This is a genomic window from Pseudomonas sp. R2-7-07, from assembly GCF_003852355.1.
In the GTDB taxonomy this organism is placed as follows: domain Bacteria; phylum Pseudomonadota; class Gammaproteobacteria; order Pseudomonadales; family Pseudomonadaceae; genus Aquipseudomonas.
On record NZ_CP027759.1, the window covers coordinates 3,439,730 to 3,464,518 of the forward strand.

Annotated in this window: 23 protein-coding genes; 16 read left to right on the forward strand and 7 right to left on the reverse strand. The window is 61.7% G+C overall.

The window, feature by feature from the left end; translation table 11 throughout:
- The first annotated feature begins 64 nt into the window (after positions 1–64).
- From nuoG to nuoN, 8 genes are read left to right on the forward strand one after another with little or no spacing between them, the layout of a single operon-like run.
- The gene (gene nuoG, locus C4J86_RS15695; RefSeq protein ID WP_124371076.1) at positions 65–2,779 is read left to right on the forward strand and encodes an NADH-quinone oxidoreductase subunit NuoG; all 2,715 of its coding nucleotides are present in this window, start codon (positions 65–67) and stop codon (positions 2,777–2,779) included.
- A complete protein-coding gene (gene nuoH, locus C4J86_RS15700; protein WP_003174724.1) occupies positions 2,776–3,783 on the forward strand; it encodes an NADH-quinone oxidoreductase subunit NuoH in 1,008 nt (335 codons plus the stop codon). Before nuoG ends, nuoH begins: the two co-directional genes overlap by 4 nt.
- Positions 3,784–3,794: 11 nt before the next feature.
- Positions 3,795–4,343, forward strand: a complete 549-nt coding sequence (gene nuoI / locus C4J86_RS15705) for an NADH-quinone oxidoreductase subunit NuoI (RefSeq protein WP_003174725.1) — start codon at positions 3,795–3,797, stop codon at positions 4,341–4,343.
- 9 nt (positions 4,344–4,352) lie between these two features.
- A complete protein-coding gene (nuoJ, locus tag C4J86_RS15710) occupies positions 4,353–4,856 on the forward strand; it encodes an NADH-quinone oxidoreductase subunit J (RefSeq protein WP_065884950.1) in 504 nt (167 codons plus the stop codon).
- Between the two features lie 2 nt (positions 4,857–4,858).
- A complete protein-coding gene (gene nuoK / locus C4J86_RS15715) occupies positions 4,859–5,167 on the forward strand; it encodes an NADH-quinone oxidoreductase subunit NuoK (RefSeq protein ID WP_003174727.1) in 309 nt (102 codons plus the stop codon).
- Entirely contained in the window at positions 5,164–7,017 is a 1,854-nt protein-coding gene (gene nuoL, locus C4J86_RS15720; RefSeq protein WP_124371077.1) for an NADH-quinone oxidoreductase subunit L, read from the forward strand. Before nuoK ends, nuoL begins: the two co-directional genes overlap by 4 nt.
- Positions 7,018–7,072: 55 nt before the next feature.
- The gene (gene nuoM / locus C4J86_RS15725) at positions 7,073–8,605 is read left to right on the forward strand and encodes an NADH-quinone oxidoreductase subunit M (RefSeq protein ID WP_003232072.1); all 1,533 of its coding nucleotides are present in this window, start codon (positions 7,073–7,075) and stop codon (positions 8,603–8,605) included.
- 7 nt (positions 8,606–8,612) lie between these two features.
- A complete protein-coding gene (gene nuoN, locus C4J86_RS15730) occupies positions 8,613–10,076 on the forward strand; it encodes an NADH-quinone oxidoreductase subunit NuoN (protein WP_124367423.1) in 1,464 nt (487 codons plus the stop codon).
- Between the two features lie 632 nt (positions 10,077–10,708).
- Here nuoN and C4J86_RS15735 read toward each other — a convergent pair.
- Positions 10,709–11,461: an outer membrane beta-barrel protein gene (locus C4J86_RS15735; protein WP_124371078.1), complete on the reverse strand. Its 753-nt coding sequence runs from the start codon at positions 11,459–11,461 to the stop codon at positions 10,709–10,711.
- Between the two features lie 252 nt (positions 11,462–11,713).
- On the opposite strand from C4J86_RS15735, the gene C4J86_RS15740 reads away from it, so the two are divergent.
- A complete protein-coding gene (locus C4J86_RS15740) occupies positions 11,714–11,950 on the forward strand; it encodes a DUF6555 family protein (RefSeq protein ID WP_124363304.1) in 237 nt (78 codons plus the stop codon).
- A gap of 43 nt (positions 11,951–11,993) precedes the next feature.
- Here the strand turns inward: C4J86_RS15740 and C4J86_RS15745 are convergent, their stop codons facing one another.
- Together C4J86_RS15745 and C4J86_RS15750 are read right to left on the reverse strand one after the other, a co-directional pair.
- Positions 11,994–12,191: a DUF6021 family protein gene (locus tag C4J86_RS15745; RefSeq protein ID WP_124367427.1), complete on the reverse strand. Its 198-nt coding sequence runs from the start codon at positions 12,189–12,191 to the stop codon at positions 11,994–11,996.
- Between the two features lie 14 nt (positions 12,192–12,205).
- Entirely contained in the window at positions 12,206–12,385 is a 180-nt protein-coding gene (locus C4J86_RS15750) for a hypothetical protein (RefSeq protein WP_124367428.1), read from the reverse strand.
- 114 nt (positions 12,386–12,499) lie between these two features.
- Here C4J86_RS15750 and C4J86_RS15755 point away from each other — a divergent pair, with 114 nt between their 5' ends.
- The gene (locus C4J86_RS15755) at positions 12,500–13,009 is read left to right on the forward strand and encodes a DUF3087 family protein (protein ID WP_124372442.1); all 510 of its coding nucleotides are present in this window, start codon (positions 12,500–12,502) and stop codon (positions 13,007–13,009) included.
- On the opposite strand, the gene C4J86_RS15760 is transcribed toward C4J86_RS15755, so the two are convergent.
- The 3 genes from C4J86_RS15760 to C4J86_RS15770 form a co-directional block, all read right to left on the reverse strand.
- Positions 13,004–14,377 (reverse strand): MFS transporter, encoded by a 1,374-nt coding sequence (locus tag C4J86_RS15760; RefSeq protein ID WP_124371079.1) that lies wholly within the window; start codon positions 14,375–14,377, stop codon positions 13,004–13,006. The genes C4J86_RS15755 and C4J86_RS15760 overlap by 6 nt on opposite strands.
- A gap of 117 nt (positions 14,378–14,494) precedes the next feature.
- On the reverse strand, positions 14,495–14,884 hold the full coding sequence (locus tag C4J86_RS15765) for a hypothetical protein (protein WP_124371080.1): 390 nt from the start codon (positions 14,882–14,884) through the stop codon (positions 14,495–14,497).
- Positions 14,885–14,970: 86 nt separating this feature from the next.
- On the reverse strand, positions 14,971–15,852 hold the full coding sequence (locus C4J86_RS15770) for a Dyp-type peroxidase (protein ID WP_124371081.1): 882 nt from the start codon (positions 15,850–15,852) through the stop codon (positions 14,971–14,973).
- A 138-nt stretch (positions 15,853–15,990) separates the two neighbouring features.
- Here C4J86_RS15770 and C4J86_RS15775 point away from each other — a divergent pair, with 138 nt between their 5' ends.
- Together C4J86_RS15775 and C4J86_RS15780 are read left to right on the forward strand one after the other, a co-directional pair.
- Positions 15,991–17,607, forward strand: a complete 1,617-nt coding sequence (locus C4J86_RS15775; RefSeq protein WP_124371082.1) for an NADP-dependent glyceraldehyde-3-phosphate dehydrogenase — start codon at positions 15,991–15,993, stop codon at positions 17,605–17,607.
- 153 nt (positions 17,608–17,760) lie between these two features.
- Positions 17,761–18,822, forward strand: a complete 1,062-nt coding sequence (locus C4J86_RS15780; RefSeq protein ID WP_124363311.1) for an FUSC family protein — start codon at positions 17,761–17,763, stop codon at positions 18,820–18,822.
- Between the two features lie 166 nt (positions 18,823–18,988).
- On the opposite strand, the gene C4J86_RS15785 is transcribed toward C4J86_RS15780, so the two are convergent.
- Entirely contained in the window at positions 18,989–19,741 is a 753-nt protein-coding gene (locus C4J86_RS15785) for a TetR/AcrR family transcriptional regulator (protein ID WP_124367434.1), read from the reverse strand.
- A gap of 352 nt (positions 19,742–20,093) precedes the next feature.
- Here C4J86_RS15785 and C4J86_RS15790 point away from each other — a divergent pair, with 352 nt between their 5' ends.
- The 4 genes from C4J86_RS15790 to C4J86_RS15805 are packed head-to-tail and all read left to right on the forward strand — an operon-like array spanning position 20,094 to position 24,702.
- Complete coding sequence (locus C4J86_RS15790) at positions 20,094–20,801, forward strand: ABC transporter ATP-binding protein (protein WP_124371083.1); 708 nt, start codon at positions 20,094–20,096, stop codon at positions 20,799–20,801.
- Positions 20,798–21,997, forward strand: coding sequence for an ABC transporter permease (locus C4J86_RS15795; RefSeq protein WP_124371084.1), 1,200 nt, complete (start codon positions 20,798–20,800; stop codon positions 21,995–21,997). Before C4J86_RS15790 ends, C4J86_RS15795 begins: the two co-directional genes overlap by 4 nt.
- Complete coding sequence (locus C4J86_RS15800; RefSeq protein WP_124371085.1) at positions 21,990–23,468, forward strand: TolC family protein; 1,479 nt, start codon at positions 21,990–21,992, stop codon at positions 23,466–23,468. The genes C4J86_RS15795 and C4J86_RS15800 overlap by 8 nt, the downstream gene beginning before the upstream one ends.
- Positions 23,458–24,702, forward strand: coding sequence for an efflux RND transporter periplasmic adaptor subunit (locus C4J86_RS15805; protein WP_124371086.1), 1,245 nt, complete (start codon positions 23,458–23,460; stop codon positions 24,700–24,702). The genes C4J86_RS15800 and C4J86_RS15805 overlap by 11 nt, the downstream gene beginning before the upstream one ends.
- Positions 24,703–24,789: the final 87 nt, after the last annotated feature.

Genomic DNA, 24,789 nt, shown 5'->3' on the forward strand with positions numbered 1-24,789 from the left:
ACATGAATAACAAGATTCCATTAGCCACGCCCGCTGACAACGGGCCAACGAAGAACTTTGAACCATGGCCACTATCCACGTAGACGGCAAAGCGCTCGAAGTCGATGGGGCAGACAACCTGTTACAGGCATGTCTGTCACTCGGCCTCGACATCCCGTATTTCTGCTGGCACCCCGCGCTCGGTAGCGTCGGTGCCTGTCGCCAGTGCGCGGTCAAGCAGTACACCGACGAAAACGACACCCGTGGTCGTATCGTCATGTCCTGCATGACCCCAGCCACCGACAACACCTGGATTTCCATCGACGATGATGAATCCAAGGCGTTCCGCGCCAGTGTCGTCGAATGGCTGATGACCAACCACCCCCACGACTGCCCGGTCTGTGAGGAAGGCGGTCACTGCCACCTGCAAGACATGACGGTGATGACCGGCCACAACGAGCGCCGCTATCGCTTCACCAAGCGTACCCACCAGAACCAGGACCTCGGCCCGTTCATCTCCCACGAAATGAACCGCTGCATCGCCTGCTACCGTTGCGTGCGTTTCTATAAGGACTACGCCGGCGGCACCGACCTCGGCGTGTTCGGCGCCCACGACAACGTGTACTTCGGTCGCGTTGAAGACGGCGTGCTCGAAAGCGAATTCTCCGGCAACCTCACCGAGGTCTGCCCGACCGGTGTGTTCACCGACAAGACTCACTCCGAGCGCTACAACCGCAAGTGGGACATGCAATTCGCCCCGAGCATCTGCCATGGCTGCTCCAGCGGTTGCAACATCTCGCCGGGCGAGCGCTACGGTGAACTACGTCGTATCGAAAACCGCTTCAACGGTTCGGTCAACCAGTACTTCCTGTGTGACCGTGGCCGCTTCGGCTATGGCTACGTCAACCGCGAAGACCGCCCGCGCCAGCCACTGCTGGCCGATGGCGCCAAGCTGAGCCTGGACGCGGCGCTGGATAAAGCCGCCGACCTGCTGCGTGGCCGTAACATCGTCGGTATCGGTTCGCCGCGCGCCAGCCTCGAAAGCAACTTCGCACTGCGCGAACTGGTCGGCGCCGAGCACTTCTACAGCGGTATCGAAGCCGGCGAGCTGGAGCGCATCCGCCTGGTCCTGCAGGTGCTGAACGACAGCCCGCTGCCAGTGCCGAACATGCGCGACATCGAAGACCACGATGCGATCTTCGTGCTCGGTGAAGACCTGACCCAGACCGCTGCGCGTATCGCGCTGTCGCTGCGCCAGTCGGTCAAAGGCAAGGCCGAAGCCATGGCAGACGCCATGCGCGTGCAGCCTTGGCTCGACGCCGCCGTGAAAAACATCGGCCAGCACGCGCTGAACCCGCTGTTTATCGCCTCCCTGGCTGAAACCAAGCTCGACGACATCGCCGAAGAATGCGTCCACGCCGCACCGGACGACCTGGCGCGCATCGGTTTCGCCGTGGCCCACGCCCTTGACGCCAGCGCGCCTGCCGTCGACGGCCTGGACGCTGAAGCCGTGGCACTGGCCCAGCGTATCGCCGACGCCCTGCTGGCCGCCAAACGCCCATTGATCATCGCCGGCACCTCGCTGGGTTCCAAGGCGCTGATCGAAGCCGCCGCCAACATCGCCAAGGCCTTGAAGCTGCGCGACAAGAATGGCTCCATCAGCCTGGTGGTGCCGGAAGCCAACAGCCTCGGCCTGGCCATGCTCGGTGGCGAGTCCCTGGACGCCGCCCTGCAAGCGGTGACCGACGGCAACGCCGACGCCATCGTGGTGCTGGAAAACGACCTGTACACCCGCACCGATGCGGCCAAGGTTGACGCTGCGCTCAACGCCGCCAAGGTGCTGATCGTGGCCGATCACCAGAAAACCGCCACCAGCGAGCGTGCCGACCTGGTGCTGCCAGCGGCCACCTTCGCCGAAGGCGACGGTACCCTGGTCAGCCAGGAAGGCCGCGCCCAGCGCTTCTTCCAGGTGTTCGATCCGAAGTACATGGACGCCAGCATCCTGGTTCACGAAGGCTGGCGCTGGCTGCATGCCCTGCGCGCAACCCTGCTGAACCAGCCGATCGACTGGACCCAGCTCGACCACGTCACCGCCGCTACCGCTGCAAGCGCACCGCAGCTGGCGCGGATTGTCGATGCCGCGCCGTCCGCCTCGTTCCGCATCAAGGGCCTGAAGCTGGCCCGTGAACCGCTGCGTTATTCCGGTCGTACCGCCATGCGCGCTGACATCAGCGTGCATGAACCGCGTACCCCGCAAGACATCGACACCGCGTTCGCCTTCTCCATGGAAGGCTATTCGGGTTCGGCCGAACCGCGTCAGCAGGTGCCGTTCGCCTGGTCGCCGGGCTGGAACTCGCCGCAGGCCTGGAACAAGTTCCAGGACGAAGTCGGTGGGCATATCCGCGCTGGCGACCCAGGCACCCGCCTGATCGAAAGCACCGGTGACTCGCTGAACTGGTTCGCTGCGGTACCGCGTCCGTTCAACCCGGCCCCGGGTACCTGGCAGGTGGTGCCGTTCTTCCACCTGTTCGGCAGCGAAGAGACTTCTTCCAAGGCCGCGCCGGTTCAAGAACGCATTCCAACCGCCTACGTGGCCCTGGCCAAATCCGAAGCCGACCGCCTGGGCGTCAACGACGGTGCCCTGCTCAGCCTGAACGTGGCCGGCCAGACCTTGCGTCTGCCGCTGCGCATCAACGAGGAGCTGGGTGCCGGCCTGGTTGCACTGCCTAAAGGCATCGCCGGTATTCCTCCAGCGATCTTTGGCCAAACCGTTGACGGTCTGCAGGAGGCAGCGCAATGACCTGGTTCACCCCTGAAGTGATCGACGTGATCATCTCGGTCGTCAAGGCCATCGTGATCCTGTTGGCCGTGGTCGTCGCGGGCGCCCTGCTCAGCTTCGTCGAACGTCGCCTGCTGGGCTGGTGGCAGGACCGTTACGGTCCGAACCGCGTTGGCCCGTTCGGCATGTTCCAGATCGCCGCCGACATGCTGAAGATGTTCTTCAAGGAAGACTGGACCCCGCCGTTTGCCGACAAGGTGATCTTCACCCTGGCACCGGTCGTGGCCATGAGCGCCTTGCTGATCGCCTTCGCGATCATCCCGATCACCCCGACCTGGGGCGTGGCGGACCTGAACATCGGCTTGCTGTTCTTCTTCGCCATGGCTGGCCTGTCGGTGTACGCAGTGCTGTTCGCCGGTTGGTCGAGCAACAACAAGTTCGCCCTGCTGGGCAGCTTGCGTGCCTCGGCGCAGACCGTCTCCTATGAAGTGTTCATGGGGTTGGCGCTGATGGGCATAGTGGTGCAGGTTGGCTCGTTCAACATGCGCGATATCGTCGAGTACCAGGCGCAGAACCTGTGGTTCATCATTCCGCAGTTCTTTGGCTTCTGCACCTTCTTCATCGCGGGCGTAGCCGTGACTCACCGTCACCCCTTCGACCAGCCGGAAGCGGAACAGGAACTGGCCGACGGTTACCACATTGAATATGCCGGCATGAAATGGGGCATGTTCTTCGTCGGTGAGTACATCGGCATCATCTTGATCTCGGCCCTGCTGGTCACGCTGTTCTTCGGCGGCTGGCACGGTCCGTTCGGCATCCTGCCGCAGTTGGCCTTCTTCTGGTTCTTCTTGAAGACCGCGTTCTTCATCATGCTGTTCATCCTGCTGCGCGCCTCGATTCCGCGCCCGCGCTATGACCAGGTGATGGATTTCAGCTGGAGATTCTGCCTGCCGCTGACCCTGATCAATTTGCTGGTGACGGCCGCCGTCGTGTTGTTGAACACGCCAGCAGCCGCGGTTCAGTGAGGATTTGACCCATGTTCAAATATATTGGCGACATCGTTAAGGGTACCGGTACCCAGTTGCGAAGCCTGGTGATGGTGTTCGGTCACGGCTTTCGCAAACGCGACACCCTGCAATACCCGGAAGAAGCGGTATACCTGCCGCCGCGCTATCGCGGCCGCATCGTGCTCACCCGCGACCCGGATGGCGAAGAGCGTTGCGTAGCCTGCAACCTGTGCGCCGTGGCGTGCCCGGTGGGTTGTATCTCCCTGCAGAAAGCTGAAACCGAAGACGGTCGCTGGTACCCGGACTTCTTCCGTATCAACTTCTCGCGCTGCATTTTCTGCGGCCTCTGCGAGGAAGCTTGCCCGACCACCGCGATCCAGCTCACGCCGGATTTCGAGATGGCCGAGTTCAAACGTCAGGACCTGGTGTACGAGAAAGAAGATCTTTTGATTTCCGGTCCCGGTAAAAACCCTGATTACAACTTCTATCGTGTTGCAGGTATGGCCGTTGCCGGTAAGCCCAAAGGCGCCGCACAAAACGAAGCCGAGCCGATCAACGTGAAGAGCTTGCTGCCTTAAGGAAGAAAGATGGAATTCGCTTTCTATTTCGCATCGGGTATTGCAGTGGTGTCCACGCTTCGCGTGATCACCAACACCAACCCCGTGCACGCCCTGCTCTACCTGATCATTTCGCTGATCGCCGTGGCCATGACCTTTTTCGCCCTCGGCGCACCGTTCGCCGGTGTGCTGGAAGTGATCGCCTACGCCGGCGCCATCATGGTGCTGTTCGTGTTTGTGGTGATGATGCTCAACCTCGGGCCGGCCTCGGTCGCCCAGGAACGCGTCTGGCTCAAGCCCGGCATCTGGCTCGGCCCGGTCGTGCTGGCAGCGCTGCTGCTGGGTGAACTGCTGTATGTGCTGTTCGCTCACCAGAGCGGCCAGGCCATCGGCCACACCACCGTAGACGCGAAAGCCGTGGGCGTCAGCCTGTTCGGCCCGTACCTGCTGGTGGTCGAACTGGCTTCGATGCTGCTGCTCGCCGCAGCCATCACCGCCTTCCACTTGGGCCGCAACGAAGCCAAGGAGCAATGACGATGCCTGCTATCCCTTTGGAGCATGGTCTGGCGGTTGCCGGCATCCTGTTCTGCCTTGGCCTGGTCGGCCTGATGGTTCGCCGTAACATTCTGTTCGTGTTGATGAGCCTGGAAATCATGATGAACGCTGCCGCACTGGCGTTCATCGTGGCGGGTGCGCGTTGGGGCCAGCCGGATGGACAAGTCATGTTCATCCTGGTGATCAGCCTGGCAGCCGCCGAGGCCAGTATCGGCCTGGCGATCCTGCTGCAACTGTATCGTCGCTTCCACACGCTTGATATCGACGCTGCCAGTGAGATGCGCGGATGAACATGATCTTTCTGACTTTCGTATTTCCCCTGATCGGTTTCCTGCTGCTGTCGTTCTCTCGCGGACGCTGGTCGGAAAACCTCTCGGCCCTGATCGGCGTCGGCTCGATTGGCCTGTCGGCCATTGTGGCCGCCTACGTCATCTGGCAATTCAACGTAGCGCCGCCGGAAGGCGGTCACTACACCCTGGTGCTGTGGCAGTGGATGTCGGTGGAAGGCTTCAAGCCCAACTTCGCCCTCTACGTCGACGGCCTGTCGATCACCATGCTCGGCGTGGTGGTGGGTGTAGGCTTTCTGATCCACCTGTTCGCGTCCTGGTACATGCGCGGTGAAGCGGGCTACTCGCGCTTCTTCTCGTACACCAACCTGTTCATCGCCAGCATGCTGTTCCTGGTGCTCGGCGATAACCTGTTGTTCCTGTACTTCGGCTGGGAAGGCGTGGGCCTGTGCTCGTACCTGTTGATCGGTTTCTACTACAGCAACCGCAACAACGGTAACGCAGCACTCAAGGCGTTTATCGTCACGCGGATCGGCGACGTGTTCATGGCCATCGGCCTGTTCATCCTGTTCCAACAGGTGGGCACGTTGAACATCCAGGAACTGCTGGTGCTGGCGCCGCAGAAATTCCAGGTCGGCGATTTCTGGATCACCCTGGCCACCCTGATGTTGCTGGGCGGCGCCGTGGGTAAATCCGCGCAACTGCCACTGCAAACCTGGCTGGCGGACGCGATGGCCGGTCCTACCCCGGTGTCGGCACTGATCCACGCCGCGACCATGGTCACCGCCGGTGTCTACCTGATCGCGCGTACCCACGGCCTGTTCACCTTGGCGCCGGACATCCTGCATCTGGTAGGCATCGTCGGCGGCGTGACCCTGGTACTGGCCGGTTTCGCCGCGCTGGTGCAGACCGACATCAAGCGCATCCTCGCCTACTCGACCATGAGCCAGATCGGCTACATGTTCCTGGCCCTGGGCGTCGGCGCCTGGGACGCGGCGATCTTCCACCTGATGACCCACGCCTTCTTCAAGGCCCTGCTGTTCCTGGCGTCCGGTGCGGTGATCGTGGCCTGCCACCATGAGCAGAACATCTTCAAGATGGGCGGCCTGTGGAAGAAACTGCCACTGGCCTACGCCAGCTTCATCGTTGGTGGCGCCGCCCTGGCCGCCCTGCCGCTGGTGACCGCCGGTTTCTACTCCAAGGACGAAATCCTCTGGGAAGCCTTTGCCAGCGGTAACCAGAACCTGCTGTACGCAGGCCTGGTAGGTGCGTTCATGACCTCGCTGTACACTTTCCGCCTGATCTTCATCACCTTCCACGGTGAAGCCAAGACCGAAGCGCACGCAGGCCACGGCATCTCGCACTGGTTGCCCCTGTCGGTGCTGATCATCCTGTCGACCTTCATCGGCGCCCTGATCACCCCGCCACTGGCCGGTGTCCTGCCGGAAAGCGCCGGCCATGCCGGCGGCGCCGCCAAACACAGCCTGGAAATCGCCTCGGGTGCCATCGCCATTGCCGGTATCCTGCTGGCGGCCATGCTGTTCCTCGGCAAGCGCCGCTTCGTGACCGCCGTGGCCAACAGTGGCATCGGCCGCTTCCTGTCGGCCTGGTGGTTCGCTGCCTGGGGCTTCGACTGGATCTACGACAAACTGTTCGTCAAACCTTACCTTGCGATCAGCCACGTGCTGCGCAAAGACCCGCTCGACCAGACCATCGGTTTGATCCCGCGCGCCGCCAAGGCCGGTCACACCGCCCTGAGCCGCAGCGAGACCGGCCAGTTGCGTTGGTATGCGGCGTCCATGGCAGTGGGTGCCGTGCTGGTGATCGGCGCCATCGTCGTGGTAGCGGTCTGACTATGTTTAAGTGCACTGCGTACTTTGCGAACTTGCGAAAGGAAACGAGCCCGTCATGATTCTGCCCTGGCTAATCCTGATCCCCTTTATCGGCGGCCTGCTCTGCTGGATGGGTGAACGCTTCGGCGCCACCCTCCCCCGCTGGATTGCGTTGCTGACCATGTCCCTGGAACTCGCGCTCGGCCTCTGGCTGTGGGCCCATGGCGACTATTCATTCGCCCCCGCTCCGGGTGTCGATCCGACCTTCGCGCTTGAATTCAAGCACGTATGGATCCAGCGCTTCGGCATCAACGTGCACCTGGCCCTCGACGGCCTGTCGCTGTTGATGATCCTGCTGACCGGCCTGCTGGGTATCCTCTCGGTACTCTGCTCCTGGAAAGAAATCCAGCGTCACGTGGGCTTCTTCCACCTGAACCTGATGTGGATCCTGGGCGGCGTGGTCGGCGTGTTCCTGGCGCTGGACCTGTTCATGTTCTTCTTCTTCTGGGAAATGATGCTGGTGCCGATGTACTTCCTCATCGCGCTCTGGGGTCACAGTTCTTCGGACGGCAAGAAAACCCGGATCTACGCGGCGACCAAGTTCTTCATCTTCACCCAGGCTTCCGGCCTGATCATGTTGGTGGCGATCCTGGGCCTGGTACTGGTCAACTTCAACAGCACGGGCGTGATCACGTTCAACTACGCCGACCTGTTGAAAACCAAGATGTCGCTGACCACCGAGTACATCCTGATGCTCGGCTTCTTCATCGCCTTCGCGGTGAAGCTGCCGGTGGTGCCGTTCCACTCCTGGTTGCCTGACGCCCACGCCCAGGCGCCGACCGCCGGCTCCGTGGACCTGGCCGGTATCCTGCTGAAAACCGCCGCCTACGGCCTGCTGCGTTTCGCCCTGCCGCTGTTCCCGAATGCCTCGGCCGAGTTCGCGCCGATCGCCATGACCCTGGGTCTGATCGGGATCTTCTACGGTGCGTTCCTGGCCTTCGCGCAAACCGACATCAAGCGCCTGATCGCCTTCTCGTCCGTTTCCCACATGGGTTTCGTACTGATCGGCATCTACTCCGGCAGCCAACTGGCGCTGCAGGGCGCGGTGATCCAGATGTTGGCCCACGGTGTCTCGGCCGCTGCCCTCTTTATCCTGAGTGGCCAGCTGTATGAGCGCCTGCACACCCGTGACATGCGTGAAATGGGTGGGGTGTGGTCGCGCATCGCGTACTTGCCGGCGATCAGCCTGTTCTTCGCCGCCGCATCGCTGGGCTTGCCGGGTACCGGCAACTTCATCGGCGAGTTCCTGATCCTGATGGGTGCCTTCGTGCAGACGCCGTGGATCAGCGCCATTGCTACCTCCGGCCTGGTGTTCGGTTCGGTCTACTCGCTGATCATGATCCACCGCGCCTACTTCGGCCCGGCCAAGTCCGACACCGTCCTGCAAGGGATGGATGCGCGCGAACTGATCATGGTGCTCGGCCTGGCGGTACTGCTGATCTACATCGGGGTATACCCACAGCCGTTCCTGGACACTTCTGCCGCAACGATGCATGGCGTGCAGCAGTGGTTCGGCACCGCCTTCTCTCAACTCGCTTCGGCCCGGTAAGAGCGCTATGGAATTCACGATCCAACACTTTATCGCGCTTGCGCCGCTGCTGATCACCAGCCTCACCATCGTGGTGGTGATGCTGGCGATCGCCTGGCGCCGCAATCATTCGCAAACGTTCCTGCTGTCCTGCGCCGGGTTGAACCTGGCCCTGCTGTCGATCATCCCGGCCCTCAAGGTCGCACCACTGGCGGTCACGCCATTGATGATGGTCGATGACTTCGCGCTGCTGTATATCGCGCTGATCCTAGTCGCGACCCTGGCCTGCGTCACCCTCGCCCACGCCTACCTCGGCGAAGGCGGCACCGGCTACCCAGGCAACAAGGAAGAGCTGTACCTGCTGATCCTGCTGGCAGCGGCCGGCGGTATCGTGCTGGTCAGCGCGCAGCACCTGGCCGGCTTGTTCATCGGCCTGGAACTGCTGTCGATCCCGACCTACGGCCTGGTGGCCTACGCCTTCTTCAACAAGCGCTCCCTGGAAGCCGGCATCAAGTACATGGTGCTGTCGGCCGCCGGTTCCGCGTTCCTGTTGTTCGGTATGGCGCTGCTCTACGCCGAAGCCGGCAGCTTGAGCTTCACCGGTATCGGCCACGCCCTGGCCGCCACCAACAGCCCTGCGCCGATTGCCCAACTGGGCCTGGCGATGATGCTGATCGGCCTGGCGTTCAAGCTCTCCTTGGTGCCGTTCCACCTGTGGACCCCGGACGTGTACGAAGGCGCCCCGGCGCCTGTGGCCGCGTTCCTGGCCACTGCGTCGAAAGTGGCGGTGTTTGCGGTGATGGTGCGTCTGTTCCAGATCTCGCCTGCCGCCAATACCGGCGTGCTGAGCAATGTACTGACTGTGATCGCCATCGCGTCGATCCTGTTCGGCAACCTGCTGGCGCTGACCCAGAACAACCTCAAGCGTCTGCTCGGTTACTCGTCCATCGCTCACTTCGGCTACCTGCTGATCGCCCTGGTGGCGAGCAAAGGCCTGGCCGTGGAAGCCATCGGCGTGTACCTGGTCACCTACGTGATCACCAGCCTTGGCGCATTCGGTGTGATTACGCTGATGTCCTCGCCGTACAAAGGCCGTGACGCTGACGCCCTGTACGAATACCGCGGCCTGTTCTGGCGCCGTCCGTACCTGACCGCCGTACTCACCGTGATGATGCTGTCCCTGGCGGGTATCCCGCTGACTGCCGGCTTTATCGGCAAGTTCTACATCGTCGCCACCGGCGTCGAGGCCCACCAGTGGTGGCTGGTCGCATCCCTGGTCCTGGGCAGCGCCATCGGCGTGTTCTACTACCTGCGCGTGATGGTCACTCTGTACCTGATCGAGCCGAACCTGCGCCGTGTGGATGCCGAGCTGCATTGGGAACAGAAGGCAGGCGGCGTGATGCTGCTGGCCATCGCCCTGCTCGCCTTCTTCCTGGGCGTGTACCCGCAACCGTTGCTGACGTTGGTGCAGCATGCGGTGCTGGGGGTTTGATCGCTTAGGTTGATGCAGTAAACAGAACGGCGCCTTCGGGCGCCGTTTTTGCGTTTCAGGGGGGAACACATTAGAGATGCAGTGCAACCACTATCGCCTTCGCGGGCAAGCCCACTCCACATTTGGAATGCACTCCCCTAGGGGGAGTGGGCTTGCCCTGCTAATGCCAGTCAGTTAAGGCTTTTTGTAGGAGCGAGGCTAGCCCTTGCTCGCGAAAAACTCACAGCCACCGCGTTCATTCAGAAAGCACGCGTTATCGTTGACGCTTTTCGCGAGCAAGCTCGCTCCTACAGACGGCGGTGTACGCTTAACCGACTGGCATTAGGGCTTCGCTACAGAACTGTTTGACTCAATACAGGGAGGGATACTCTGAGCTAACGGCCACGGGCAAAAAAACGCCCCGACCCATATCGGAGCGTTTTTATGATCGTTCCCACGCTCTGCGTGGGAATGCCACCCGGGACGCTCCGCGTCCTGCTTTAAGCGCAAGATCCGGCACTTGCGCAAGGGTGACGCGGAGCGTCCCGGGATGCATTCCCACGCGGAGCGGGGGAACGATCAACTGGGCTGATCTGAAACAGCTGCAAAAAAAACGCCCCGAATGTTCGGGGCGTTTTTATAGTGCAATAACGTCAGAACGCGATACCGACCTTCAAACCATACTCATCACGCTTGAGCTTGGTGTTGTCAGCGACATAGGAGTCGTCATCGAGCTTATACTCGGTGCGGGTGTAGTAAAGGCCCGCCATCACCGGCAGATCGCCCTTCTGGTTCATCAGCAGGCTCACTTCGGCGTATGGGTTGGTGCGGTCCTTGAGGTCCACGCTGTCGCTGCCGACGCCATCCACCTTGAGTTTGGCGCGACCATCGATGGTATGACGGGCGCCGGCTTCAACGCGCAGGGTCATGTCATCGAACTGGTGGTTGTAGCCCAGGGCTGCCTTGGCGAACGGCGACTTGTTGGTGAGCTTCATGTCGTAGCCATTGGTGTCCGGCTCATAACGGGTCCAGGTGTAGCCACCGCCGACGATCACATCGACAAAGTTGCGCGCATCCAGCGCGGCACGCCAGCCGAGGTCGAGGTCGGCCTGGCCTTCCTTGAGTTTGTTGTCGCTTTTCTCACCGTACTTGGCTTCGATACCGGCCTGGTAGATAAAGCCGGATTCAGCGGTGAGCTTGTTGCCGAAGTTGTAGAACAGGCCCGCTTCGGGCATGTGCTCCTTGTCGCTGTCGCTACCGCCTTCGAGTTTGAAGTCGTTATAGCTGCCGAGAATCCCGAAGGTGGAAATCGGGTCGGTGGACGGCGCAGCGAACACCACGGTTGGCGCGGCCACCAGGGCCAGCAACGAGGTGTTCTTGAGAAATTTTCCGAATAGTTTGGACATCGTTTACATCTCCATTTTTGAGTGGGCAAAGTATTCAGGAATCGGTTCGAACCTTGGCGGTTGCAAAAAGTTCGAACGGATTTGCACCAAAATGGACAAAAAACGGTTCAGCGAAGGCTCTAGGTCAATACTCTTCGCTATCGGCCAGGAGCCAGTGTTCAAGTCCACGCGCAAGTGCCGCTGCGAATTGTGATTTTGAATGAACCTTTCCGCGCGCCTACCTATCCATCTATAACAAGACAGGGAGGCAACATGAGTACCGCTAAGATCTACACCATCCACTATCAACTGCACGGTAAACCCAAGTCTTTCGTGGTACGCGCCGAGGTGATGAACAGCACCGAAGCCTGGCATTGGGCGGCCGTCGATGCCGACATCGCGCACGTCAGCCGCATCGGCCGCGTGGGGCACGAACAGGTGAAGAAAACCACCCGGCCCTGGGCTGAAAAGTACGGCATCACTGACGTGAGCTGGAACCCTCCAAAATAAGCCCCTCCAAATAAACAAAGCCCCGCAAATTGCGGGGCTTGGTTCACTTCTTCAAGTCGCCCAGCGGATCGTAGGGCGGCTTTTTTTCCGGCTGCTCTTTTTGCTTGTCCAGCGGCGCGATGGCCGGGCCAACGGGGTCGACCTGCGGGTCAGCCAGGTCAGGCGAGTCAGGGTCGAAACCCAACTCATCGTTACCGCTGGCGTGTTCGTCGGAACGCGGGCCGTTCGGGGGATTACTCATGAAGACCTCCTTGCTTACAACGGGCGGGCTTTGTCGTGAAGGGTTTCCAGGTCGTGTTCGACCCGCTCCACGTCGTCGTTGTCTTGACGCTCCGCCGGATCATTGGGACGCAGTGCATCGTTATCGCGCTCCTCTTCACCGGGCGTGCGATCAGGATCAGGCGTGCCAGGTGGCGGTTGCTTGTGTTCGGACATGATGGCTTACCTCATGGGGACTTCAGGGATTTAGAGGAACCCCTCGTGGCCATCGTTCAACTTGATTGCTTCAAGCATGAGAAGATGCCCTCCCGTGCTGGAGACATGACCCGAATGTTCGAACTCAAACCCTGTGACCCCGCTGTCTACCGACAGCAGACCCGCCGCAGCACGCTGGTCGTCGCTGTGGTGTTCCTGGCCCTGGCGATGCTGCTGTCGAGCCTGGCGGTGATGCTGTTCGGTGAACCGGGCGGTGATAACCTTCGCTTCAATGTCGGCGGCGTGTTTGCCGGAGTGTTGATCACTGTCGCCCTGGTGCGCGGCCCGTTCTGGAACCAGGCGTGGTTGGCGCCGGCGGTATACGGCTGGCAGCTCAAGCGTAGCCTGATGAGCGTGACCAATGTGATGCATAAGGTCAGCGAACGAGTCCAGGCCAATGATCCCAGCGCGATCAAGCTGCTGCGCTTCTACCACCTGGGCCTGACGCAGATGCATGCCCTGGATGCCAACTCCAGCGCGCAGGCGCAACTGGCCGGTGAGATCGACGCGCATGCGGCGAAAATGCAGGCACTGGGCATCGATACCGAACAAACCCGCCTCGATCCGGCGTGGCTACAGCTATAAGGGCTGATCCGTACGTTTATAGGGCAATAAACGCAGGCCGCTGGCCACGGCCCCGGCCAGCGCGAACACGCACCCCAGCCACAGTGCGTATTGCGGGCCACTGACCACGAACAGATGAAAACACAAGGCTACCAACGATGCGCCCAACGTCTGCCCCAGCAGCCGCGAGATCGCCACGATGCCACTGGCCCCGCCGCTGCGAGCCAATGGTGCGCTGGTCATCAAGGCCTTGAGGTTGGGCGATTGGAAAAAGCCGAAACCGGCGCCGCAGAGGGCCATGCGCCAGCCGATCTCGAAGGCCGAGGCGTCAGTGCCCAAGGTGGCCAGCGCGGCCATGCCGACGCTGAGCATCAACAAGCCAATGCCGCACAGCAGGCCCAGTGACACGCGATCGGCCAGGCGCCCTGCGATCAAAGCCATGACCGCCACCACAGCCGGCCACGGTGTCATCAGAAAACCAGTTTCCACTTGGCTGTGGCCCAGCGTCGTTTGCAACAGAAACGGCAGCGCCACAAACGCCAGCCCCTGGGCACTGAAGGCACAGATCGCCGTCAGCGAAGACAATGCAAACACCGGGCGCTTGAACAAATCCACCGCCAGCATCGGCGCCGGGTGCCCGGCCTCGCGGCGCAGCAGCAACGCGCCGAACACCAGCGCCAGCGCGATCAGCCCCAGGGTCAGCGCGCCCTGTGCGCCATGCACGGCGGCGCCCAGACCCAGGACCAGCAAGGCGAACAAGCCTGCGCACAACAGCGCCGCCAAGCGGTCGAAGGCATGCCCCATGATCGGCAGCACCGGTAACGAACGCAGGCCCAGGCCGAGGGCCAGCAGCCCCAACGGCACATTGATCAGGTACAGCCAGTGCCAGGTGGCGACCGAAAGGATCGCCGATGCGGCGGTGGGGCCCAAGGTGAACGCCAGCCCCACCACCAGCGAGTTATAGCCCAGGCCACGCCCGAGCATGTTTGCGGGGTAGATATGCCGCAGCAACGCGGTGTTGACGCTCATCAGCGCCGCCGCCCCCAGGCCCTGCGCCACCCGCGCGGCGGTCAGGGTCAGCAGCGAATCGGCCAGCCCGCACAACAACGACGAAACAATGAACAGCAGCAACCCGCCCAGGTACACGCGGCGATGCCCCAGTACATCGCTCAGCGCCGCGAACGGCAGCACCGTCGCGACAATCGCCAACTGGTAGGCATTGACCACCCAGATCACCGAAGCCGAGTCAGTGCCAATACCCTCCGCCAGCGTCGGCAAGGCGGTATTGACGATGGCGGTGTCGAGGGTCGCCATGCCGATCCCCAAGGACAGGGCAATCACGGCCGGCAAGCGTTTATTGAGGGGCAGCCCATCGGCAACAGAAGACATGAACGATCCGCACGGGTGGCAAGGGCGCTTAGATTACGACCAGTGCAGATTTTTTTCAGCGGTCATTGGCGTGGCTGTCAATTTTTTCATGTTCGCCGAGGCCTAGCCTGGCCCGGCTCAATAGGTGACTTGGACGGTGGTAACGGACGGGCTCATGCAGCGATTACAGGCTAACTGGTCAGCCGCCATCTGCGGATTCCAAGGGCCGATCACGCCGTCGCGCTTGCCGTTGTCATCCACCGAATCCAGCGCCTTCAGGACGTTGTCACGTTTGAGTACTTCGCGGGCAAGTTGGGTTTCATTGTCTTTTTGCGCGTCGCCCGTCAGCGAACGTCCCGCCACTTCACGGATTTTGTCCGTGGTTGCATTCGCAGTCGTCGGGTGTTTGAACGCCTGGAAGTTGTCACCAAACGCCTTGGCCAGATCCGAATCCGACATCTTCGAATACTGGTTGGGGGACGGACGTGCCGGCGCGGCTTGCGACACGGAAATGCTTGAGATCAGCATGGTTAAGTGCTCCTGGAAGTTTGCCGAGGTCGCTGTTCTGTGGCCAGCGACCATCGGTCAGTTCCAAGGCTTCAGGGGGCAAGCTGTCACCTGTGGATCGGCGTAGCCGGGGTAATCGCGCTCAGGTCCAAATGCCCCTGTTTCAACGGCGGGCACCAGTAGTAGCCACCGGTCAACGGTGTGCTGATGCGATACAAGCCATCGACAATCCCGTCTTCCAGGCCACTCATGCGGCGCAGTTGCGCTTCGAATGCATCGAAGGAATGCCCGAACGCGAGAAACATCAGCCCCGCCTGGCCGTTCTCGGCCCATGGCATCGACCGACGCACCACGAAGGCCTCCGGGGTGAAGCTTTCCTGGGCGGTGCGCTTGGTGTGGGCAAATTCGGGGGCGTCGTCGAGCTCTTCGTTGTCGCCATGGCGGCGGCCGATGATGTGGTCGCGCTCCTGGGCCGGTAGCGCGGCGAAACCGTCGAGGTCGTGCTGCCATTGCTGGATAGCGGCGAAGCTGGCGCCGCTGTCCGTCAGGGCCGCTTCAACGGCCGCGTCGTCGTGAGGGTTCTCAGTGCCGTCTTCGTAGTCGGTCAGGTCGAAACCGGTCTTGTAGCGAAAGCCTTCGGTCATTTGTACCAGGCGCAACGCCGGCGCCATGGCTTTTTCGAACGCGCGGCTGCGCAGCAACAATTCTCCCCGGTCCACGCCATGCAGCCATACCCACAGGGCCTGCTGGGTGGAGGGGTTATGCGCGCCCGGGCCGCTGAGGGCCGGGAAGTTACGCAAGCCTTCGATGCGTGTACCCAATGCGTGTACCAGCGGCTCACCGAAACCGACCACCGCCGCGGAATCCGTCAACTGCACCAGTGCGTCCAGCGCAGCGGGCAAGGCGTCCAGGGACTCAATGGCAAAAAACAGATGGCGTGCCTGCAACGGCACCGGTGCGGCAAGAATGCCCGGCTGGTACTGACTCATGTGAACTCCTTCAAGAAAGCCGCGCAGTTTATCCCGAAGCACCCGGAATGCGCAGGGGAAAGCGCGCAAGCCTTGCCATAGAGCCCTGGTATGGGTGACTCTCTAGTCATGTTTTGCAACTATTCCAGGGGTAGCGCCATGACCACCAGTAACCTGCTCGCCCAGTTGTTTCCCGCCTCTACCGCCGACATTCCCGAGCCATTTCGCCTGGGCGCGCCGATTGAACAGCGTGATTACCTGGTCGACGGCCAGTTGCGGGTGTGGAATGGCCCGTTGGCGCGCATCCAAAGCCCGGTGCAACTTGGCGATGAACGCGTGCACATCGGCAGCACCCCGCTGCTGGATGCCGAGACCGCCCTTACCGCCCTCGACGCGGCCGTGCGCGCATATGACCGGGGCCAGGGTGAATGGCCGACCCTGCGCGTGGCCGAGCGCATCCAGCATGTGGAAGCCTTCCTGCGGCGCATGCGCGAACAGCGCGACGCGGTGGTCAAGCTGCTGATGTGGGAGATCGGCAAGAACCTCAAGGACTCGCAGAAAGAGTTCGACCGCACCTGTGACTACATCACCGACACCATCAACGCCCTCAAGGAACTCGACCGGCGCAGCAGCCGCTTCGAACTGGAACAGGACACCCTGGGGCAAATCCGCCGCGTACCGCTGGGCGTGGCGCTGTGCATGGGGCCTTATAACTACCCGCTCAACGAGACCTTCACCACGCTGATCCCGGCGCTGATCATGGGCAATACCGTGGTGTTCAAGCCGGCCAAGCTCGGCGTGCTGTTGATCCGCCCGTTGCTGGAAGCGTTCCGCGACAGCTTCCCGGCCGGGGTGATCAACGTGATCTACGGCAGCGGCCGCGAAACCGTCAGCGCGCTGATGGCCAGCGGCAAGATCGATATCTTTGCCTTCATCGGCACCAACAAAGCCGCCAGCGACCTGAAAAAACTGCATCCAAAACCCCACCGCCTGCGCGCCGCATTGGGCCTGGATGCGAAAAACCCCGGCATCGTGTTGCCAGAGGTCGACCTTGATAACGCGGTCAGCGAAGCGCTCACCGGCTCGCTGTCGTTCAACGGCCAGCGTTGCACCGCGTTGAAAATCCTGTTTGTGCACGCGGATGTGGTCGATAGCTTTATCGAGAAGTTCAACGCCAAGCTAGCGACGCTCAAGCCCGGTATGCCGTGGGACGATGGCGTGGCGCTGACGCCGTTGCCGGAAGTGGGCAAGGTGGATTATCTCAACGAACTGGTAGCCGATGCGGCGCGGCACGGCGCCAAGGTTGTCAACGCCGAAGGTGGCAGCAGCCGTGGGTCGTTCTTCTACCCGGCGGTGCTGTACCCGGTGAGCCCGCAGATGCGCGTGTACCACGAAGAACAATTCGGCCCCGTCGTACCGATCGTGCCCTACCGTGACCTGGATACCGTGATCGACTACGTGCTGGACTCGGATTTCGGCCAGCAGTTGAGCATTTTCGGTACCAACCCCGTCGAAGTCGGACGCCTGGTGGATACCTTCGCCAACCAGGTCGGCCGGATCAATATCAACGCCCAGTGCCAACGCGGGCCGGACACCTTCCCCTTCAACGGGCGCAAGAACTCGGCCGAGGGCACGTTGTCGGTACATGACGCGCTGCGTGTGTTCTCGATCCGCACCTTGGTCGCGACCAAGTTCCAGGAGAGCAACAAGGCGTTGCTCAGCGATATCCTGCGCAACCGTGACTCGAGCTTCATCAGCACCGACTACATTTTCTAAGCACAACGCCGATCTGAATGTGGGAGGGGGCTTGCCCCCGATGGCGGTGGATCAGTAAAGAGTCTGTTAGCTGACACACCGTCATCGGGGGCAAGCCCCCTCCCACATTGTTTGACCGAGTTTACCCTGATGGATGAGGCCCCTTTACTACCGATGAACCTGCCTATGCTCGCCCGGCGCCTGCTGCGCCCTGTGCTCGACCCGTACCGCCGCTATCGCCATGCCAAGCTGATCCACGCGGTACGCGTGTCCATCGGCTTGCTGGCGACGATCCTGCTGACCACCGGCATCAACCTGCCCCATGGTGAGTGGGCGTCGGTGACCATGCTGATCGTGATCGGCGGGTTGCAGCACCACGGCAATATCGGCAAGAAAGCCGTGGAGCGCGCCTACGGTACGTTGATCGGGGCCAGCGTCGGCTTGTTGGTGGTGGTGCAACATGCCTGGCTGGGTATGCCGCTGCTCACCTACTTATTGATGTCGGCGGTGTGTGGGTTCTTTTCCTACCACGCCATCGGCAAGGGCGGCTATATCGCGCTGCTGTCGGCGATCACGGTGTTCATCGTGGCCGGGCACGGCGACAACCCGATCTCGGATGGGTTGTGGCGCACCGTCGACATCCTGATCGGCATCGCGCTGGCCCTGGCGTTTTCCTTCGCCCTGCCGTTGTACGCGGTGTACTCGTGGCGCTACAACCTGGCCAGTGCCTTGCGCGATTGTGCAGCGATCTACAGCCGGATCATCAATGGCCAATCGGTCACCGATGACGAACACCTCAAACTCCTCAACCGCTTGAACGCGGCCATGCTGCAACTGCGCTCGCTGATGCCGTCGGTGTCCAAGGAAGTGCGAATTTCCATGACCGAGCTGGATAAACTCCAGCGGCACCTGCGCATGTGCATCAGCACCCTGGAGATTCTTGGCAATACCCGACCGGACCCGCGTGATGAGCAAGCTACCGCGCGGATGCGCGTGATGCTCAAGGCCGAGCATCGGCAGATTCGGGTGCAGTTGGTGGGAATGGCACGGGCGTTGAAATCGGGCGTTACGGAGCGTCTGCAACGCCCCCATACCGCCAGCGGCACCCAAACCACACTGGATGCACCCGTATACAGTGCGCTGGATGGTTATCGATTGTTGACCGTACAACTGGCGGATAACGTGGATCAGATGCGCCAGCGGCTGGCGAAAAGTGCCCCTCGCTGGAAAATTTAGAGAAGGCCTTTGGGTAAATTTGCTCGCATTAACGTATTCACACTTTCTCTTACATATTTTTCACGTTTTATTCACAAGCCGAGACGTAGTGTGAAGCCTCATCCGTTACAAACGTTGCATATCAAGCCCGCCGCCCCAGCGGGCTTTTTTTTGCCCTGGATTTGACCTAGCGCGCAACCTTGCCGGCAGGCGTTGTTGCCTGCTCACGAATCGCCCGCTGGGTCTCCAGCACTTTGGCCAAGGCCGTTTCGGCCTCAGCGCTCTGCTGCGGCACACGAATGGCCGCCGATACCAGGGTGATCAACTTGGCCATCACTTCGGCATCCGTCGCCGGGCGCCCGAGGCTCATGGAGTTCATCAACAGGCGCAATTCAGTGCCGGCCATTACCCCGGAAATCGCCTTGAGCGCGAATTGCAGGCGCACGCCCAGTTCATTGCGTGGCAAATCCGGCAATGCCAGGGCGAACGCCTCGAAGAAACGCTGGAACACCGGCTGGTAATGCACCTTGAGGTATTCCTGGATAAACGGCGAGGTGTCGCTGTACACCCGACCGAGAAAACGGATGAAGGAACGCCCTTCCCCACTGGCTGGATCGCTGCGTTCCAGGCCCATGGCCGGGGCGAACAGCACGCCGAGCAGCGTGTCGCAGTCCAGCGGGCCATCGGATTCGGCCTCGCAACGCGCCAGCAATTCCAGGCGCTGCTCGTTGAGCGGCTCCAGGCGCTGCATCAGCAGGGTTTTCATCAGGGAGTCCTTGTCCCCGAAGTGATAGTTCACCGCAGCCAGGTTGACCTGGGCGCGCTCGGTAATCTGCCGTAATAAAACCGCGTCATATCCGTACTTAATAAAGAGCGCCTCTGTCGCATCCAGCAGTCGAGTCTTGGTAATGTTTGGAGCGCTGAGCTTCTTCGCGGCCATAAGGGTTCCACGGGGGAAATATTGTTTTAAAAAATAATTTGATTTTTTATACCGGGGCCTTCGTTCGAATGCAAGTAATGACACGGTGCCATATGAGCAAAAGCCTTGCATGCGCGAATATTCATGGCCGCCAACGGATTTTCAACCCTTCGCGAGGCCTGCGCAAACGTCGTCTCAACGCAACAAACCGCTCTACATCCACAGCTGGCGAAGCGGATTGAACGCGGTTACTATTCAAACAATTTTTTAAAAACAAGAAATTAAACTAGTCGGTGACGGCATCGGCAGCCCCGCAAACTTGTTACAAAGATTTGCAGGGCCACCCCAGACCGTCGAGACTGCAGGCGTAGTCATGATGACCGAGACCCTCGCGCACCCCAGCTTGATTTCCCTGCAAGGCATCGGCAAAAGCTATCAGCTTGCCGGGCAACAGCTGTCGATTCTGAATGACGTGTGCCTGTCCATCGCCAGCGGTGACAGCTGCGGCATCCTCGGCGCATCCGGCTCCGGCAAAAGCACCCTGCTCAATATCCTCGGCCTGTTGGACTTGCCCAACTGCGGCCAGTACCACTTCGCCGGCCATGACATTTTCAACGCCACGGCGGATGAACTGGCGGCGATCCGTAACCAGCAGATCGGTTTCGTATTCCAGAGCTTCAACCTGCTGCCGCGCCTCAGCGCCCTCGACAACGTCGCACTCCCCCTCAGTTATCGTGGCGTATCTCGCCATGAATCGGTGGAGCAGGCCTTGCGCATGCTCGAGCAAGTCGGCCTGGCCGAGCGCGCCCACCATCGTCCCGCCGACCTCTCCGGTGGTCAACGCCAGCGCGTCGCCATCGCGCGGGCGCTGGTCGGCAAGCCCTCGGTCATCCTCGCCGACGAACCCACCGGCAACCTCGACAGCAGCACCGCCCAAGACATCATGGACCTGCTCCTCACCCTCAATCGCGAGCGACAGGTAACGCTGATCATCGTCACCCACGACGCGCAGATCGCCGAGCGGCTGGAGCGCAAGATCCGGGTGCGCAACGGCGTAGTGCACGAGGACCAGCGCCGATGAGCCTGCGGGTCGAGCAGAGCCTGAGCCAACTGCTGCATGAAGCGTTCATCAGCCTGCGCACCCTGGGCAAACGCTCGGTGCTGGCCCTGCTGGGTATCGTGATCGGCAGTTCATCGGTGGTGGCGTTGATCAATATCGGCCATAACGCCGCGACCGACGCCGCGATGATTTTCAAGGACATGGGCACCGACACCCTGGTCGTCCAGTTCCCGCCCAAAGGCACCAGCAACGTAGCGATGCGCAGCCAGATCGACCTGGAACCGGTGCGCCAGGCTGTGCCGGGCATCGCCCATATCGGCGCGCTCAGCCTGTTCAGCGGGCCCATCGTGTTCCATGGCCGCAGCGCCAATGCCAACTTCGTCGGCAGCACCCCCGATGTGCACGCCGCCATGCGCCTGGCGCTGCGCGAGGGGCGTTTCCTGTCCGCCTTCGATGCCAATGAAACCTATGGGGTGATCGGTGACCAGGTCGCCCAGGCGCTCGGCGCACCCGGTGAGCCGCTCAAACTGGGCGACCGCGTGCGCATCAACGACTACCTGTTCCTGATCATCGGCATCCTGCACAACCAGCCCCGCGCGATGCTGATGCCGGTACAAGCCAATGAATCGCTGTTCATTCCCGTCGAGGGCATGCGGCGTATCCTCGCCAGCCCGCAGATCAACAATGTGATCATCCGCGCCCAGCCTGGACAAGACATGGAACGTGTGGCGCGGGACGCCGCCGCCGCGCTGCAACCGCAATTGACCGAGCACACGGTCGACATCACCGTGCCCCAGCAAATGATCGATGGCATGACCCGCCAAAGCCGCACCTTCGCCTATCTGCTGTTGGCCCTCGGCGCGATTTCGCTGGTGGGCGGCGGTGTCGGGGTGATGAATGTGATGCTGATGAACGTATCGGAGCGGCGCCGTGAAATCGGCATCCGCATGGCCCTGGGCGCGCGCCAGCGGGATATCCGCAACCTGTTCCTGCTCGAAGCCGTCAGCTTGACCGCCGTCGGCGCGTTGTGCGGCGCGGTATTGGGCATGACCGCCGCCTGGTTCTACGCGTGGCTGTCGGGCTGGGCATTTTCCCTGGCGGTGGCCGCCCTGCCCCTGGGCGTCGGCAGTACGTTGCTGGTGGGTCTGTTCTTTGGCATCTACCCGGCGGTCTCGGCCTCACGGCTGCAACCGGTGGAGGCCTTGCGCGATGAATAAAGGGCTATTGCTGCTGGCGCTGATCAGCCTGCCCGGCATGGCGGCCGACGTGGTGGTCAAACCCTCGGCGCCCAGCAGCACCCGCAGCGGCTATGACCGCGGCATATCGCTGAACGCCCAGGTGACGACCTTGACCCTGGGCGACGCCGTGTACCTGGGCCTGCGCAACAACCCGGCGATCCGCAGCGCTTACCTGCAGCGGGTCGCGCAGAAGTTCGACCTGCGGGTCGCCGAAGACGTGTTCAACCCCAAGCTCACCCTCAACAGTTATTACCGTGGCACACGCGGTTCCCAGGACAGCGCGCGCAACGCCAACCTCGCACCGTCCACCAGCCTGCTCGGCGAATACGGCACCCGTTTGAGCATGGCCTGGACCCAGCAATTGAACAACGCTGACCGTGCCGGCCGTTACCGCAGCGACGGCCTTGACCTGGCCGTCATCCAGCCGCTGATGCGCGGCGCCGGCTGGGACGCCACCACGGCGCCGTTGCGCCTGTCGCGCCTGGCGGAACAGGCCAACCGTCTCAACCTCAAGGCTACCGTGGCGCAAACCATCAGCCAGATCATCGCGACTTACCGCGAGCTGCTGCGGGCCCAGGAACAACAGGTGATCGTCCAGGACGCGCTCAAGCGTTCCAACACCCTGCTGGAGGTGAACAAGGCATTGATCAGCGCCGGGCGCATGGCCGAGTTCGAAATCGTGCAGACCGAAGCCGACATCGCCACCCAGCAATTGGGCGTCGAAGAAGCGCAGAACCAACTGGATACCAGTCGCCTGGCCCTGCTGCGCCTGCTGGCCCTGGACCTGTCCACGCCGATTCGCGCCACCGAAGCCCTGGAGGCCAGGCCCATGGAAATAGACAGGCGCCAGGCGTTCAACCTCGCGCAAACCCAGCAACCGGAATACCTCGCCGCGCTGCTGGGCAGCCAGCAAGCCGACCTGAACCTGGTGATCGCCAAGGACTCCGGGCGTTGGCAAGTGGACCTGGTGGCCGGTGCGAATCAGGTGCGCGACGCCTACGATAACGATAACGGCCGTACCAATAACCGCACCTGGGACAGCTACGCCGGGGTACAGGTGCAGATCCCCATCGGTGACATCAGCACGCGCCAGGCAGAAGTACGCGCGCGGGTGAATGTCGAGGACCAGGAAATTCGCATTACCGACGCCCGCCAGGAACTGGAACGCAACGTCAACGACGTGGTGCGCGACCTCGGCACCCGCTGGCGCCAATATGAAATCTCCCAGCGCGCCGTGGAGCTGTCGCGGCGCAAGATCGAGATCGAACGGGAAAAACTCAGCGCCGGGCGCTCCACCAACTTTCAGGTGCTGAGCTTCGAGACTGACCTGCGCAACGCCGAAAACGCGCGACTCAATGCGCTGATCGCTTATTTGAACGCTCAGACCCAGCTTGACTTGACGCTGGGCATGACCCTGGAAAGCTGGGAAATCGCCCTCAATGACTACTAATCGCAAACGCCTGCTGGGTGCTGTGTTGATCGTGCTGCTGGCAGCGGTGGGGCTCGCCCTGCGCAGCCCGGCCGAAGGGCCGGCCACCCGTGAACAATGGCTGGCAGTGAAGCCCGACCCGCTGGTGCACCAGATCGGCCTGGTGGGCAAGATCGAACCCGACACCACCGTTACGCTCACCGCGCCATTCGACGGCAATGTCTTGGCCAACCTGGTCGAGCAAGGCCAACGCGTCGAGGCCGGCCAGGTGCTGTTGCGCATGGACCCGGCCACCTTAGAAGTGCAACTGCGCGAAGCCCTTTCGGCCCAGCTCAAGGCGCGGCGCACCGTGCAGGAAATGCAGGACTGGGACAGCAGCGCCGCCGTCAGCCGGGCCCGGCGCAGCCTGCGCACCGCAGAAATGACTGCCGGCAATACCCAGCGCAAACTCACTGAAAGCGAAAACCTGTTCAAGCGCGGCATCATCCCGCGCAACGAGCTCGACGACCTCAAGCAACAGACCCAGCAGCAACAGCTGGACCTGACAGCGGCGCGCAGTGAACTGCAACAGGCGCTGGAGCAGGGCAAGGGCGTATACCGGCAGATCGCCGATATGGAGCTGACCAACGCCACGGTCAAATATGACGCCCTGCACACCCTGCTTGAAGGCAAGGAGGTCAAAGCGCCCTTCTCTGGCATCGTGGTGCCCGCGCCCGGCAACAGCACCACGTCCCAGGGCGGCAGCACTAACACCGCACCGGTACAAGCCGGCAGCAAGGTCAGCCAGGGCCAGGTGCTGTTCGGCCTGGCCAATATCGAGCGTTTGAAAATCGTCGCCAAGGTCTCTGAACTGGACATCAACCAACTGCATCAAGGGCAAGCGGTGGAAGTCATGGGCGATGGGTTTGACGGTGAGCGCCTGACGGGCTCGGTGAGCGTGGTCAGTGGCCTGGCGATCGCCAACGACAGCCAGGGCAGCGCGCAGTTTGCGGTGACCTTGTCGATCCCCAGGCTCACGCCGCAGCAATTGCAGCGGGTGCGGCTGGGGATGAGCGCGCGGTTGACCATTGTGACTTACAACAATGCGCAGGCGATTGTGGTGCCGAGCGAGGCGATCCAGGCGGACATGACCGTGGAATACCGCGAGGCGATGGATAAACCGGTGGAGCGGGTGAAAGTCACCACCGGGCAATCGACTGCTCAAGGGGTTGAGGTGTTCGGCCTCAAGCCTGGACTGGTGAAAATCTCAAAATAAATGCAGATCCAAATGTGGGAGGGGGCTTGCCCCCGATGGCGATGGGTCAGTCACAGGTGCAGTGGCTGATATACCCTCATCGGGGGC

Excerpts from the sequence above, each read along its gene's own strand:
- C4J86_RS15755 (WP_124372442.1), top strand. The coding sequence starts at position 12,500 with ATGTTCGAACTCAAACCCTGTGACCCCGCTGTCTACCGACAGCAGACC.
- C4J86_RS15775 (WP_124371082.1), top strand. The coding sequence starts at position 15,991 with ATGACCACCAGTAACCTGCTCGCCCAGTTGTTTCCCGCCTCTACCGCC.
- nuoM (WP_003232072.1), top strand. The coding sequence starts at position 7,073 with ATGATTCTGCCCTGGCTAATCCTGATCCCCTTTATCGGCGGCCTGCTC.
- nuoN (WP_124367423.1), top strand. The coding sequence starts at position 8,613 with ATGGAATTCACGATCCAACACTTTATCGCGCTTGCGCCGCTGCTGATC.
- C4J86_RS15780 (WP_124363311.1), top strand. The coding sequence starts at position 17,761 with ATGAACCTGCCTATGCTCGCCCGGCGCCTGCTGCGCCCTGTGCTCGAC.
- C4J86_RS15785 (WP_124367434.1), bottom strand. The coding sequence starts at position 19,741 with ATGGCCGCGAAGAAGCTCAGCGCTCCAAACATTACCAAGACTCGACTG.
- C4J86_RS15740 (WP_124363304.1), top strand. The coding sequence starts at position 11,714 with ATGAGTACCGCTAAGATCTACACCATCCACTATCAACTGCACGGTAAA.
- nuoI (WP_003174725.1), top strand. The coding sequence starts at position 3,795 with ATGTTCAAATATATTGGCGACATCGTTAAGGGTACCGGTACCCAGTTG.
- C4J86_RS15795 (WP_124371084.1), top strand. The coding sequence starts at position 20,798 with ATGAGCCTGCGGGTCGAGCAGAGCCTGAGCCAACTGCTGCATGAAGCG.
- nuoL (WP_124371077.1), top strand. The coding sequence starts at position 5,164 with ATGAACATGATCTTTCTGACTTTCGTATTTCCCCTGATCGGTTTCCTG.
- C4J86_RS15770 (WP_124371081.1), bottom strand. The coding sequence starts at position 15,852 with ATGAGTCAGTACCAGCCGGGCATTCTTGCCGCACCGGTGCCGTTGCAG.
- nuoH (WP_003174724.1), top strand. The coding sequence starts at position 2,776 with ATGACCTGGTTCACCCCTGAAGTGATCGACGTGATCATCTCGGTCGTC.
- C4J86_RS15790 (WP_124371083.1), top strand. The coding sequence starts at position 20,094 with ATGATGACCGAGACCCTCGCGCACCCCAGCTTGATTTCCCTGCAAGGC.
- nuoG (WP_124371076.1), top strand. The coding sequence starts at position 65 with ATGGCCACTATCCACGTAGACGGCAAAGCGCTCGAAGTCGATGGGGCA.
- nuoK (WP_003174727.1), top strand. The coding sequence starts at position 4,859 with ATGCCTGCTATCCCTTTGGAGCATGGTCTGGCGGTTGCCGGCATCCTG.
- C4J86_RS15745 (WP_124367427.1), bottom strand. The coding sequence starts at position 12,191 with ATGAGTAATCCCCCGAACGGCCCGCGTTCCGACGAACACGCCAGCGGT.
- C4J86_RS15805 (WP_124371086.1), top strand. The coding sequence starts at position 23,458 with ATGACTACTAATCGCAAACGCCTGCTGGGTGCTGTGTTGATCGTGCTG.
- C4J86_RS15800 (WP_124371085.1), top strand. The coding sequence starts at position 21,990 with ATGAATAAAGGGCTATTGCTGCTGGCGCTGATCAGCCTGCCCGGCATG.
- C4J86_RS15765 (WP_124371080.1), bottom strand. The coding sequence starts at position 14,884 with ATGCTGATCTCAAGCATTTCCGTGTCGCAAGCCGCGCCGGCACGTCCG.
- nuoJ (WP_065884950.1), top strand. The coding sequence starts at position 4,353 with ATGGAATTCGCTTTCTATTTCGCATCGGGTATTGCAGTGGTGTCCACG.
- C4J86_RS15760 (WP_124371079.1), bottom strand. The coding sequence starts at position 14,377 with ATGTCTTCTGTTGCCGATGGGCTGCCCCTCAATAAACGCTTGCCGGCC.
- C4J86_RS15735 (WP_124371078.1), bottom strand. The coding sequence starts at position 11,461 with ATGTCCAAACTATTCGGAAAATTTCTCAAGAACACCTCGTTGCTGGCC.
- C4J86_RS15750 (WP_124367428.1), bottom strand. The coding sequence starts at position 12,385 with ATGTCCGAACACAAGCAACCGCCACCTGGCACGCCTGATCCTGATCGC.